This is a genomic window from Streptomyces lavendofoliae, assembly GCF_014649735.1.
GTDB lineage: Bacteria > Actinomycetota > Actinomycetes > Streptomycetales > Streptomycetaceae > Streptomyces > Streptomyces lavendofoliae.
The window spans coordinates 56696-68524 of sequence record NZ_BMTP01000008.1 but is presented as its reverse complement, the minus strand read 5'-3'; the positions used below and the strand labels follow the sequence as shown (position 1 = coordinate 68524).

Annotated in this window: 14 protein-coding genes and 1 pseudogene; 14 read left to right on the top strand and 1 reads right to left on the bottom strand. The window is 72.9% G+C overall.

Going from position 1 to position 11829, the window contains the following annotated elements; genetic code table 11:
• Positions 1-24: 24 nt before the first annotated feature.
• Positions 25-885 carry a methyltransferase domain-containing protein gene (locus IE109_RS16725; RefSeq protein ID WP_189551693.1) on the bottom strand — a complete coding sequence of 287 codons (861 nt, stop codon included), beginning with the start codon at positions 883-885 and terminating at the stop codon, positions 25-27.
• Between the two features lie 542 nt (positions 886-1427).
• Here IE109_RS16725 and IE109_RS16720 point away from each other — a divergent pair.
• From IE109_RS16720 to IE109_RS16655, 14 genes and pseudogenes are all read left to right on the top strand, one after another.
• The gene (locus IE109_RS16720) at positions 1428-2057 is read left to right on the top strand and encodes a hypothetical protein (RefSeq protein ID WP_189551692.1); all 630 of its coding nucleotides are present in this window, start codon (positions 1428-1430) and stop codon (positions 2055-2057) included.
• A gap of 155 nt (positions 2058-2212) precedes the next feature.
• Positions 2213-2668 carry a 30S ribosomal protein S16 gene (gene rpsP / locus IE109_RS16715; protein ID WP_189551691.1) on the top strand — a complete coding sequence of 152 codons (456 nt, stop codon included), beginning with the start codon at positions 2213-2215 and terminating at the stop codon, positions 2666-2668.
• A 2-nt stretch (positions 2669-2670) separates the two neighbouring features.
• Positions 2671-2910 (top strand): RNA-binding protein, encoded by a 240-nt coding sequence (locus tag IE109_RS16710; protein WP_005311361.1) that lies wholly within the window; start codon positions 2671-2673, stop codon positions 2908-2910.
• Between the two features lie 94 nt (positions 2911-3004).
• Positions 3005-3556, top strand: a complete 552-nt coding sequence (rimM, locus tag IE109_RS16705) for a ribosome maturation factor RimM (RefSeq protein WP_189551690.1) — start codon at positions 3005-3007, stop codon at positions 3554-3556.
• Complete coding sequence (gene trmD / locus IE109_RS16700) at positions 3556-4377, top strand: tRNA (guanosine(37)-N1)-methyltransferase TrmD (RefSeq protein WP_189551689.1); 822 nt, start codon at positions 3556-3558, stop codon at positions 4375-4377. The genes rimM and trmD overlap by 1 nt, the downstream gene beginning before the upstream one ends.
• Before the next feature lie 129 nt (positions 4378-4506).
• On the top strand, positions 4507-4857 hold the full coding sequence (gene rplS / locus IE109_RS16695; RefSeq protein ID WP_189551688.1) for a 50S ribosomal protein L19: 351 nt from the start codon (positions 4507-4509) through the stop codon (positions 4855-4857).
• 72 nt (positions 4858-4929) lie between these two features.
• Positions 4930-5706: a signal peptidase I gene (lepB, locus tag IE109_RS16690; RefSeq protein WP_189551687.1), complete on the top strand. Its 777-nt coding sequence runs from the start codon at positions 4930-4932 to the stop codon at positions 5704-5706.
• Positions 5699-6769, top strand: a pseudogene (gene lepB, locus IE109_RS16685) (signal peptidase I); the annotation flags it as partial. The gene lepB (IE109_RS16690) and the pseudogene lepB (IE109_RS16685), both read left to right, overlap by 8 nt.
• Positions 6675-7664, top strand: a complete 990-nt coding sequence (lepB, locus tag IE109_RS16680) for a signal peptidase I (protein WP_373297719.1) — start codon at positions 6675-6677, stop codon at positions 7662-7664. The pseudogene lepB (IE109_RS16685) and the gene lepB (IE109_RS16680), both read left to right, overlap by 95 nt.
• 242 nt (positions 7665-7906) lie before the next feature.
• Positions 7907-8653 carry a signal peptidase I gene (gene lepB, locus IE109_RS16675; RefSeq protein ID WP_189551686.1) on the top strand — a complete coding sequence of 249 codons (747 nt, stop codon included), beginning with the start codon at positions 7907-7909 and terminating at the stop codon, positions 8651-8653.
• Positions 8646-9146, top strand: a complete 501-nt coding sequence (locus tag IE109_RS16670; protein ID WP_189551685.1) for an NUDIX hydrolase — start codon at positions 8646-8648, stop codon at positions 9144-9146. Before lepB (IE109_RS16675) ends, IE109_RS16670 begins: the two co-directional genes overlap by 8 nt.
• 61 nt (positions 9147-9207) lie before the next feature.
• Complete coding sequence (locus IE109_RS16665) at positions 9208-9516, top strand: DUF2469 domain-containing protein (RefSeq protein WP_005311352.1); 309 nt, start codon at positions 9208-9210, stop codon at positions 9514-9516.
• Between the two features lie 304 nt (positions 9517-9820).
• Positions 9821-10183: a YraN family protein gene (locus IE109_RS16660; RefSeq protein ID WP_189551684.1), complete on the top strand. Its 363-nt coding sequence runs from the start codon at positions 9821-9823 to the stop codon at positions 10181-10183.
• Entirely contained in the window at positions 10183-11796 is a 1614-nt protein-coding gene (locus tag IE109_RS16655) for a YifB family Mg chelatase-like AAA ATPase (protein WP_189551683.1), read from the top strand. The genes IE109_RS16660 and IE109_RS16655 overlap by 1 nt, the downstream gene beginning before the upstream one ends.
• The last annotated feature ends 33 nt before the right edge of the window (positions 11797-11829 follow it).

Sequence of the window (11829 nt, the reverse complement as noted above, 5' to 3'; positions counted from 1 at the left end):
GACCCCTGACGGCGGCGGCGACCGTCACGGCGTCCTGGCGACCAGGTAGCGGAACACGTTGGGCATCCACACGGTGCCGTCGGGCCGCACGTGCGGGTGGAGGGCCTCGACGACCTCCTTCTCCACCGTCGCCTGGTCCGAGGCGGCCACCGCCGGGTCGAACAGACCGGTCGAGAACAGCCCGCGCACCGCGCTGTCCATGTCCGCGTACCCGAACGGGCAGGCCACCCGGCCCGAGCCGTCCGGCCTCAGCCCGGCCCGCGAGGCCACCTCCTCCAGGTCGTCCCGCAGGGCGGGGCGCCATGTGGTGCCCGTGCGCAGCCGCTCCGTCAGCCGGCCGGCCACGCGGAGCACCGCCGACGTGGCGCACCGCTCGGGCGGGCCCCAGCCCGCCAGCACCACCGCGCTGCGCCGCTCCGCCAGCGGCACGGCCGCCGCGAGCGCCGGCGCCAGCCCGTCGGAGTCACCCGCGGTGCAGCCGATCGGCTGGAAGGCCGTGATCAGGTTGTACGCCGGACGGGTGGGATCCGCCGCCTCGGCCGGGCCGCCGTGGAGCAGCCGCGTCTCGCCGCGGCGGTGGGAGCCCCGCCCGTCTGTCTGCGGGAGCAGCCGTTCCCGGGCGAGGGCCACGCGTGCGTGGTCCGTGTCGACGCCCGTGACCCGGGCGCCGCGCGCGGCGGCCATCAGCAGGGCCAGGCCCGAGCCGCATCCGAGACCGAGCAGCCGCGTACCGGTACCTACCTCCAGGTGCTGGTACACCGCTTCATACAGCGGAACCAGCATCCGTTCCTGGATCTCCGCCCAGTCGCGGGCACGGCCGGGCGCGTCCGAAGCCGGAGGGGCCGAGGCCGGGTGGGGGTGGTGCTGGACGAGCATAGGTGTCATCGAAAGCGCCCCAATCCGCCGAGAGGTCCATCTGTGCGTCTGTGCCCTGATTGACAGCCCCCGCTGTACGTGCGCTCGCACCCCCGTAGCCAGGGAACTCCGCATCCGCCCCCAAGTCCAGGGGTCGGAGGCGCAATGCTTGCGTGCCCCGGTCGTGCGCCCCCGAGTGCGGCGCGAGCCATCTCCCATAGTGGAGTGGGTCGGTGATTCCCGCCATGCCAGGAAGCGACCCCGCCCGCCGCCACCCGCCCTGGCCTGCGGTGACACCACCGGCGCGGATGCCGGACCGGGGCGGTGGCACACCGCGCGCCGGGCCCCGGTACTGTCGCCCTGGGCACCGGGGCGGCCTCCCGCTCCGCGCGCCCCCCGGCCGGGTCCGCCGACCGGCGCGCGGGCTGCCGTCACGCGCCGGGGCGTACGCGCCGCTACGTACCACCTTGTCGGCCGCTGAGCGGCTTCTCCGCAGATCAGCGCACTGGCCCTCGTCACAGCGCATCGGCGGCAACTGACTGGTACGTGCAAATTATTTGGGATGCCCCGGAATGGAACCCGGGGGCACTCCGGCTCGTTGTCACGACGTGAGCACGACACCACCTGTTCTCGCCGCAGAGCTGGCACAGGCGTGGGCCGACATTCAGCGGCACCACCCCGAACTGCCCGATCTCGCCGCGCCCGAATCCCTGATCGGAGAGTCGTCGTCCGCGTGTGGCGCCGAACTCTCCTTCGAACGACTGCTCCATGAGGCAGTCCACGGCATCGCCGCCGCGCGGGGCGTCCGGGACACCTCGCGCGCCGGTCGCTACCACAACCGCAGATTCCTGGCGATCGCCGAGGAGATGGGCCTGGACCACTCCGACGAGCCGCACCCCAGCAGCGGCTTCTCCCTGGTCACGCTCAGCCCCGAGGCCAAGCGCCGGTACCGCCCGACGATCGAGCGGCTGCAGCGCGCCCTCAAGGCGCACACGGCCGCCACGGCGGCGGACACCAAGCGCTCCTTCCGCGGGCCGGCCGCCCGGCACGGCTCCTCCGGCGGGGGCGTGCGCGTCAAGGCCGTGTGCGACTGCGGTCGCAACGTCCGCGTGGTGCCCTCGGTCCTCGCCCAGGCGCCCATCGTCTGCGGCGGCTGCGGGAAGCCCTTCCGCATTCCGGAAGCGGTGGGCGCGGCGAGCTGACCCCGGCTGATGTGGCACAATGGCTAGCTGTACTCGACAGTCGAACAGGACCCCTCTCTCCTCCGGCTGACGCGTCCATCGGGCACTCGAGTACCGCAACCCCACGCGGCATCCCGTCGTGCCCAACCACGTCAAGACCAGGAGACACCACACCCGTGGCAGTCAAGATCAAGCTGAAGCGTCTGGGCAAGATCCGTTCGCCTCACTACCGCATCGTCGTCGCCGACTCCCGTACCCGCCGTGACGGCCGGGCCATCGAGGAGATCGGCCTGTACCACCCGGTGCAGAACCCGTCGCGCATCGAGGTCGACTCGGAGCGTGCGCAGTACTGGCTGTCCGTCGGCGCCCAGCCGACCGAGCCGGTCCTCGCGATCCTGAAGCTCACCGGCGACTGGCAGAAGGTGAAGGGCCTCCCGGCCCCGGAGAAGCCGCTGCTCGCCCCGGCGACCAAGGAAGACAAGCGCGCCTCCTTCGACGCCTTCGCCAAGGCGCTCGAGGGTGACGACGCCAAGGGTGAGGCCATCACCCCGAAGGCGAAGAAGGCCGACAAGAAGGCGGACGAGGCCGAGACTGAGTCTGCGGCCAAGGCCGCAGAGTCGCCCGAGGCCTGAGCATGCTCGAGGAGGCTCTCGAGCACCTCGTGAAGGGCATCGTCGACAACCCCGACGACGTGCAGGTCGCCTCGCGCAACCTGCGCAGGGGGCGCGTGCTGGAGGTCCGGGTCCACCCGGACGATCTCGGCAAGGTGATCGGCCGCAACGGCCGCACCGCTCGCGCCCTGCGCACCGTCGTGGGCGCCATCGGCGGCCGTGGCATCCGTGTCGACCTCGTCGACGTGGACCAGGTCCGCTGAAGAGTTGACTGTTTTACCTTAAATGCGCCGGCACGGGCCGGGGAGGGCTACGGCCCACCCCGGCCCGTCGTCGTATGACAGGAGAGATGAAGACGTGCAGCTGGTAGTCGCACGGATCGGCCGCGCCCACGGAATCAAGGGCGAGGTCACCGTCGAGGTGCGTACCGACGAGCCCGAACTGCGGCTCGCGCCCGGTGCCGTACTGGCCACCGACCCGGCCTCCGCCGGGCCGCTGACCATCGAGACCGGCCGGGTCCACAGCGGCCGGCTGCTGCTCCGCTTCGAGGGCGTACGGGACCGCAACGCCGCCGAGGCGCTGCGCAACACCCTGCTCATCGCCGACGTCGACCCGGACGAGCGTCCGGAGGAGCCCGACGAGTACTACGACCACCAGCTGATGGATCTGGACGTCGTGCTCGCCGACGGCACCCCGGTCGGCCGCATCACCGAGATCTCCCACCTGCCCTCGCAGGACCTGTTCGTGGTGGAGCGCCCCGACGGCACCGAGGTCATGATCCCGTTCGTCGAGGAGATCGTCGCCGACATCGACCTCGACGCGCAGCAGGCCGTGATCACCCCGCCGCCCGGCCTCATCGACGACCGCGCGGAGATCGCCTCGGCCAGGGACGCGGAGGACGAGAGCTGATGCGGCTCGACGTCGTCACGATCTTCCCCGAGTACCTGGAACCGCTGAACGTCTCCCTCGTCGGCAAGGCACGCGCCCGCGGCCGGCTCGACGTCCACGTCCACGACCTGCGCGAGTGGACCTACGACCGGCACAACACCGTCGACGACACCCCCTACGGCGGTGGCCCCGGCATGGTCATGAAGACCGAGCCCTGGGGCGACGCCCTGGACGACGTCCTCGCCTCCGGCTACGAGAGCGGCTCGCACGGACCGGTGCTGGTCGTCCCCACTCCCAGCGGGCGTCCCTTCACCCAGGAACTGGCCGTCGAACTGTCCCGGCGCCCCTGGCTGATCTTCACCCCGGCCCGGTACGAAGGCATCGACCGCCGTGTCACGGACGAGTACGCCACCAGGATGCCGGTGTACGAGGTGTCCATCGGCGACTACGTGCTCGCCGGCGGGGAAGCCGCCGTGCTGGTCGTCACCGAAGCCGTGGCGCGGCTGCTGCCCGGAGTCCTCGGCAACGCCGAATCCCACCGGGACGACTCCTTCGCCCCCGGCGCGATGGCCAACCTGCTGGAGGGTCCCGTCTACACCAAGCCGCCCGAGTGGCGCGGCCGGGGCATCCCCGACGTGCTGCTCAGCGGCCACCACGGGAAGATCGCCCGCTGGCGCCGGGACGAGGCGCTGCGGCGTACCGCCCGCAACCGGCCGGATCTGATCGAGCGCTGCGACGTTTCGGCCTTCGACAAGAAGGACCGGGAGACCCTCTCCCTGCTGGGCTGGGCACCGGAACCCGGTGGCCGATTTTGGCGCAGGCCCCAGACCGTGGAAGAATAGGCCGCTGCTGTCCGTCCGGCGCGCGCCCCTGCCACAGGGGGACACGACGCCCGCCCGAGTGGCCGGCACTCTCATCTCATCTCGACATTCCGTTGATGACCTGTGGCATCAGCGAGGAAGCAGACACACATGTCCCACCTGCTCGACGTCGTCAACTCCGCGTCGCTGCGCACCGACGTCCCCGCGTTCCGTCCCGGTGACACCGTGAACGTCCACGTCCGCGTCATCGAGGGCAACCGCTCGCGTATCCAGCAGTTCAAGGGTGTCGTCATCCGCCGCCAGGGCGCGGGCGTCAGCGAGACGTTCACCGTCCGCAAGGTCTCCTTCTCCGTCGGCGTCGAGCGCACCTTCCCGGTGCACAGCCCGATCTTCGAGAAGATCGAGCTCGTGACCCGCGGTGACGTCCGTCGCGCCAAGCTCTACTACCTGCGTGAGCTGCGCGGCAAGGCTGCGAAGATCAAGGAGAAGCGCGACAACTGAGCCCCGGCTCACCCCGTCGCCCCACCGCTTCGCACCGGGCGTCTCAGGAGGGCCGGATAGCATCTGGCTCCGATGGACACCGAAGCACAGCACACCGAGCGCGACCGCTCCTCCGACCCGGAGGAGCGGTCGCGCTCCGTGCGTTTCCGGCGCTCCGTGCGTTTCCGGCGCCCCGCGCCGCTCCGGCGGAGGTTCGGCCTGACCGGCCTGGCCTGCGCCGTCTTCCTGCTGCTGCTCAGTCACTTCGTGATGCAGCCGTTCCAGATCCCCAGCGGGTCCATGGAGCCGACGCTGCGGATCGGCGACCGCGTGCTGGTGAACAAGTTGGCGTACCGTTCCGGTTCCTGGCCCGGCCGCGGGGACGTGATCGTCTTCGACGGCACCGGGTCCTTCGTCCAGGAGGCGCCGGAGCGCGATCCGGTCGCCGGGCTGCTGCACGGGGCGGCCGCGGCCCTCGGCCTCGCCGAGCCCGCCGACACCGACTTCGTGAAGCGGGTCGTGGGGGTGGGGGGCGACCGTGTGAAGTGCTGCGACAAGGGGGGCAGGGTCGAGGTGAACGGCGTACCCGTGACCGAGGACTACCTGTACCCCGGTGACGCCCCCTCCCAGGTGCCGTTCGACATCGTCGTACCCCCCGGGACCCTGTGGGTGATGGGGGACCACCGCAGCCACTCCCGCGACTCCCGTGACCACCTCGGTTCGCCGGGCGGCGGCATGGTGCCGGTGGACCGGGTGATCGGGCGGGCGGACTGGATCGGCTGGCCGTTCGGTCGCTGGTCGCGGGTCCGGCCGACGGGCGCCTTCCACGACGTGCACGGGGCGGGGACGGCGGGCGGTGGCCATGGGTAACCGCGGCAAGCAGGGCAGCCACCGGGCCGACACCCGGCTGCCCACCGGAACCCGGCCCACGGACGGCGGCCGGCCCCTGCCGGGACGCGCGGAGCGGCGCAAACTGGCCCGCAAGGTCAAGCGGCGCCGGCGCCGCTCGGCCGTCAAGGAGATCCCGCTCCTGATCATGGTGGCGCTGCTCATCGCGCTCGGCCTGAAGACCTTCCTGGTGCAGGCGTTCGTCATCCCGTCCGGCTCCATGGAGCAGACCATCAGGATCGACGACCGGGTCCTGGTGGACAAGCTCACCCCCTGGTTCGGCTCGAAGCCCCGGCGGGGCGACGTCGTCGTGTTCCGGGACCCGGGCGGCTGGCTCCAGCAGGAGCAGACCCCGAAGAAGGACGACCCGGTGGTCGTCAAGCAGGTCAAGCAGGCGCTCACCTTCATCGGCCTGCTCCCGTCCGAGGACGAGCAGGACCTGATCAAGCGGGTCGTCGCGGTCGGCGGGGACACCGTCAAGTGCTGTGACGCCGACCGGAGGCTGACCGTCAACGGCGTACCGCTCGACGAGCCGTACCTGAACCCGGGGGACGTTCCCTCCACCATCCCCTTCGAGGTCAGGGTCCCGATGGGGCGGATCTTCGTCATGGGGGACCACCGGTCGAATTCGGCCGACTCGCGGTTCCACCTGAACGAGGCGTTCCAGGGAACGGTCTCGGAGGAGGAGGTCGTCGGGCGGGCGGTCGTCATCGCGTGGCCCTTCGACCACTGGCGCCGGCTGGAGGAGCCGGACACCTTCGCCTCCGTGCCGGACTCGCGGACAGGGACGGCGACGGCGCTCGGCGCGTCGCATAGTGTGTCCTCTCGGAATGTGAACGGATTGACCGGGCTCCCGACCCCTGCGGAACTCCCGCTCGTTATGGGAGTGGTGGGCCTGCCCCTGCTGTGGGGCAGGCGGTCGCACGGAGTGAGGAGTGGATGTGGGGGATGTGGCGGTCGGCGCACGGTCCGGACACGACGAGCCCGAGGAGCGGCCCGAGCAGTTCGGACGGTCGTCCTCTTCCGGCCCCGTCGCGGAGCCCCCATCCGGGACCGGTCCGGCGGGTCCGGCCGGGGCGGATCCCACCGCGAGCGGTGGGACTGACGAGGGCCGGACGGAGACGGGCGCGGCCGGGACGGGAAGCGCCGACGACGACGGTCCCCACGCGCCGAGGCAGCAGCGGTCCTTCTGGAAGGAGCTGCCGCTGCTGATCGGCATCGCGCTGCTGCTGGCGCTGCTGATCAAGACCTTCCTGGTGCAGGCGTTCTCGATCCCCTCGGACTCGATGATGAACACCCTGCAGCGCGGTGACCGGGTGCTGGTGGACAAGCTGACCCCGTGGTTCGGCTCCGAGCCGGAGCGCGGCGAGGTCGTCGTCTTCCACGACCCGGGCGGCTGGCTGGAGGGCGAGCCCACCCCGGACCCCAACCCGGTGCAGAAGTTCCTGAGCTTCATCGGCCTGATGCCGTCCGCCGAGGAGAAAGACCTGATCAAGAGGGTCATCGCGGTCGGCGGTGACACCGTCGGCTGCAAGAAGGGCGGCAAGGTCGTCGTCAACGGCAAGGAGCTGAACGAGACGGCCTACATCCACCCCGGCTCCACCCCGTGCGACGACGAGCCCTTCGGCCCGATCAAGGTGCCCGAGGGCCGTATCTGGGTGATGGGCGACAACCGGCAGAACTCGCTGGACTCCCGCTACCACCAGGAGCTGCCCGGCAGCGGCACGGTCGCCAACGACCAGGTCGTCGGCCGCGCGGTCGTGGTGGCCTGGCCGGTGACCCGCTGGTCCACCCTGCCGGTGCCGGACACGTTCGACCAGCCGGGGCTGACCGCTGCGGCGGCGTCGAGCGCCGTCGCGCGGATGGCGGGCCCCGGGGCGCTGGGCCTCGCCGCCGCGCTGCCGATCGTCCTGTGGCGGCGCAAGCGCCGGGACGGCTGAGCGCGGCGTCCGTCCGGCGCGGGGCGTCCGGTCGGTGGGGGCCGGTGGACGCGGGGCGTCCGTTCCGTACCGCCGGCCGCGATGACCGCCCGTGCCGGGCGTCCGGTCCCCGACCGGCGTTCCCGTGCTCCCGCCCTGCCCCTCGACGAGGGGTACCGGCCGGCCGGTGGGCATACCGCCGGGTAGGGGAGCGCGGGTAGGGTGCCGTCCCGGATCGTCGATCTCCTGAGTGGAGCGCTGGGATGGGCAAGAACGTCACGTCGGACGACGGCCACGGCCGTTTCGGCAGCGCGCTGTCGGGACTGGCCGTGGCCGTCGGCTGTGTGCTCTTCCTGGGCGGGTTCGTCTGGGGGGCGATCGAGTACCAGCCCTACACCGTGCCGACCGACTCCATGTCGCCCACCGTCGCCGCCGGGGACCGCGTGCTGGCGCAGCGGATACACGCCGCGGACGTGCGGCGCGGCGACGTCGTGGTCTTCGAGGACCCCGCCTGGGGCGATCTTCCGATGGTCAAGCGGGTCGTCGGCGTGGGCGGCGACACGGTCGCCTGCTGCGACAGCGGCGGCCGGCTCACGATCAACGGCAAGCCGGTCGAAGAACCGTATCTGCGCTCCGCCGGGCCGGCGTCCCCGACGGCGTTCTCGGCGGCGGTGCCCGACGGGCGGTTGTTCCTGCTCGGTGACGAGCGCGGCAGCTCGCAGGATTCCCGCGTCCACCTCCAGGACCCCGGGCACGGCTCCGTACCGCGCGGCGCGGTCAGCGCCCGGCTGGACGCCGTGGCGTGGCCGCCGGGCGCGCTGGTGGAACGGCCGCGGAGCTTCGCGACGCTGCCGGGCGGCGTGTCGCGGCCCGGCCCGGTGAAGCTGGTGGCCGGGTCGGTGGTGGCCGGGGCCGTACTGATCCTGGGCGGGGCGGCGTACGGGCCGGTCGCCAGGGGGCTGTCCCGGAAGCGGGTGCGCCCCGGGGCGAGGGCCGGTGCCGATGCCTGACGGGACCCCGCTGCGCCGGGTGGCCCGGGTGGTCCTGCTGGACCCGCGGGACCGGATCCTGCTGCTGCACGGCCACGAGCCGGACGACCCGTCCGACACCTGGTGGTTCACACCGGGCGGCGGGGTCGAGGGCGACGAGACCCGGGAGCAGGCCGCGCTGCGGGAGCTCGCCGAGGAGACCGGCCTCGGCCTCACGGACGTGGAGCTCGGGCCGGTGGTGTGGCAGCGCGTCTGCTCCTTCCCCTTCGCCGGGCGGCGCTGGCACCAGGACGAGTGGTACTACCTGGCCCGCACCGACCGGACCGAGGTGGCCCCCGGCGCGCTGACGGAGCTCGAAACCCGCAGTGTCGCGGGGCTGAGGTGGTGGACCTCCGCCGAACTGTCGGCGGCCCGTGAGACGGTGTACCCGACACGACTCGCCGAGCTGCTCCGCACGCTGCTCGACGAGGGACCTCCGAGTACGCCGGTGGTCCTCGCCCCCGAGATCGTCTGACCGTCCGGGGGCGGGAGACTGGCGCACAATGGGGGGACGCACGGCTGAAGGGGAACATGCCATGAGCGCCGAGGACCTCGAGAAGTACGAGACCGAGATGGAGCTGAAGCTCTACCGGGAGTACCGCGATGTCGTCGGTCTGTTCAAATACGTCATCGAGACCGAGCGTCGCTTCTACCTCACCAATGACTACGAGATGCAGGTCCACTCGGTGCAGGGCGAGGTGTTCTTCGAGGTCTCCATGGCGGACGCCTGGGTGTGGGACATGTACCGGCCGGCGCGGTTCGTCAAGCAGGTGCGTGTGCTGACCTTCAAGGACGTGAACATCGAGGAGCTCAACAAGAGCGACCTGGAGCTGCCCGGCAGCTGAGTTCCCGCCCGGCGGGTGTCTCCCGCCGGCAGCCGAGCTCCCGCCGGGCCGCCTAGTTCCCGCCCGGCGGCCGGGATTCCGCCGGGGCCGGGTTCCCCCTGGGGTCCGGTTCCCGTCGGCGGCCGAGCGCTCGCCGGGCAGCCGAACGCTCGCCGGGGTCCGGGCCGGTTCGGTCCCGGGCCGGGTGGGCGGCGGATCGCTTCACCGGTGCGGGTGACGGAGTTCTCCACAGTGGGCCGGTTGTCCACCAAGATCCACAAGTCCGGTGCCGACGCGCCACAGTCGGTGCCGGAGGTGGTGCCGAATGAACGCGACGGGGGCCCTGGGGCGGTACGGCGAGGAGCTGGCGGTGCGCCGGCTCGGTGACGCCGGGATGACGACGCTCGCCCGGAACTGGCGGTGCGGGCGGCTCGGGGAGATCGACATCGTCGCCCGGGACGGCGACACGGTGGTCGTCTGCGAGGTGAAGACCCGCCGGGAAGGCGGCTTCGAACACCCCATGGCGGCGGTGACGCCGGCCAAGGCCGAGCGGCTGCGGCGGCTGGCCGCCTGCTGGCTGGAGCGGCACGGCGGACCGCCGCCGGGCGGGCTGCGCATCGACCTGGTCGGGGTGCTGCTGCCCCGGCGCGGAGCGCCCGTCGTCGAGCATGCGCGGGGGGTGGCCTGATGGGGTTCGCGCGCACATGCTCGGTGGCCCTGGTCGGCGTCGAGGGCGTGGTCGTCGAGGTCCAGGCCGACCTGGAGCCGGGGGTGGCGGCGTTCACGCTGGTCGGGCTGCCGGACAAGAGCCTGACGGAGAGCCGCGACCGGGTGCGGGCGGCCATCGTCAACGCGGGCGCGGAGTGGCCGCAGAAGAAGCTGACCGTGGGGCTCAGCCCGGCCTCGGTGCCCAAGGGCGGGTCGGGGTTCGACCTGGCCGTCGCGGCCGCCGTGCTGGGAGCGGCCGAGCGCGTCGACCCCAGGACCATCGCCGACCTGGTCCTCATCGGCGAGCTGGGGCTGGACGGGCGGGTCAGGCCGGTGCGGGGCGTCCTGCCGGCGGTCCTCGCCGCCGCGGAGGCCGGCTACCAGCAGGTCGTCGTCCCGGAGCAGACGGCGGGGGAGGCGGCGCTGGTGCCGGGCGTCTCGGTGCTCGGGGTCCGGAGCCTGCGGCAGCTGATCGCGGTGCTCGCCGACGAGCCGGTCCCGCAGGAGGAGCCGGACGAGCCGGGGCGGCCCGACGCGATGCTCGCCGGACTGCTGGTCCCCGGCGCCGGTGTCGGCACCGGGCTCGGGCCCGACCCGGCCGACGGGCCCGACCTGGCCGACGTCGCCGGTCAGCGGGTGGCGCGCCTCGCCCTGGAGGTCGCGGCGGCCGGCGGGCACCACCTGCTGCTGTCCGGCCCACCGGGGGCGGGCAAGACCATGCTGGCCGAGCGGCTGCCGAGCGTCCTGCCACCGCTGTCCCGCCAGGAGGCCCTGGAGGTCACCGCCGTGCACTCGGTGGCGGGCCTCCTGCCGCCGGGCGAGCCGCTGGTGCGCCGGCCGCCGTACTGCGCGCCCCACCACTCCGCGACCATGCAGTCCCTCGTCGGGGGCGGCAACGGCCTGCCGAGACCGGGGGCCGTCTCCCTGTCCCACAGAGGAGTGCTGTTCCTCGACGAGGCGCCTGAGTTCTCCGGCAAGGCGCTGGACGCGCTGCGGCAGCCCCTGGAGTCCGGCCATGTGGTGGTGGCGCGCAGCGCGGGCGTGGTGCGGCTGCCGGCGCGGTTCCTGATGGTGCTGGCGGCCAACCCCTGCCCCTGCGGGCGGCACACGCTGCACGGGGCGGGCTGCGAATGCCCGGCGTCGGTGATCCGCCGCTACCAGGCCCGGCTGTCCGGACCGCTGCTCGACCGGGTGGACCTGCGGGTCGAGGTGGAACCGGTCACCCGCGCGGACCTGCTCGCCCGGGGCGGCCGGGGCGAGACCACCGCCGTGGTCGCCGCGCGGGTGCGGGAGGCCCGGGCGCGGGCCGCCGCCCGTCTGGACGGCACACCCTGGAACGTCAACTGCGAAGTGCCCGGCCACGAGCTGCGCACCCGCTGGCAGGTCGCGCCCGGCGCCCTCGCCACCGCCGAGCGGGACATCGAGCGGGGCCTGCTCACCGCGCGAGGGCTGGACCGGGTCCTGCGGGTCGCCTGGACCGTCGCCGACCTCGCGGGACGCGACCGCCCGGGCCCCGGCGACGTCCACCTGGCGCTGGAGCTGCGCACCGGCATCGCCCGGGGCGTGCCGATGCCGGCCCAGAACGCCTCGTGACCGGGCCGGCCCGGCCCCGGGGGCGCGGGTGAC

Bases quoted from the DNA above. Each gene is read 5' to 3' on its own strand.
- IE109_RS16725 (WP_189551693.1), bottom strand. From the start codon at position 885: ATGACACCTATGCTCGTCCAGCACCACCCCCACCCGGCCTCGGCCCCT.
- IE109_RS16720 (WP_189551692.1), top strand. From the start codon at position 1,428: ATGGAACCCGGGGGCACTCCGGCTCGTTGTCACGACGTGAGCACGACA.
- IE109_RS16710 (WP_005311361.1), top strand. From the start codon at position 2,671: ATGCTCGAGGAGGCTCTCGAGCACCTCGTGAAGGGCATCGTCGACAAC.
- trmD (WP_189551689.1), top strand. From the start codon at position 3,556: ATGCGGCTCGACGTCGTCACGATCTTCCCCGAGTACCTGGAACCGCTG.
- rplS (WP_189551688.1), top strand. From the start codon at position 4,507: ATGTCCCACCTGCTCGACGTCGTCAACTCCGCGTCGCTGCGCACCGAC.
- lepB (WP_189551687.1), top strand. From the start codon at position 4,930: ATGGACACCGAAGCACAGCACACCGAGCGCGACCGCTCCTCCGACCCG.
- lepB (WP_189551686.1), top strand. From the start codon at position 7,907: ATGGGCAAGAACGTCACGTCGGACGACGGCCACGGCCGTTTCGGCAGC.
- IE109_RS16670 (WP_189551685.1), top strand. From the start codon at position 8,646: ATGCCTGACGGGACCCCGCTGCGCCGGGTGGCCCGGGTGGTCCTGCTG.
- IE109_RS16665 (WP_005311352.1), top strand. From the start codon at position 9,208: ATGAGCGCCGAGGACCTCGAGAAGTACGAGACCGAGATGGAGCTGAAG.
- IE109_RS16660 (WP_189551684.1), top strand. From the start codon at position 9,821: ATGAACGCGACGGGGGCCCTGGGGCGGTACGGCGAGGAGCTGGCGGTG.
- IE109_RS16655 (WP_189551683.1), top strand. From the start codon at position 10,183: ATGGGGTTCGCGCGCACATGCTCGGTGGCCCTGGTCGGCGTCGAGGGC.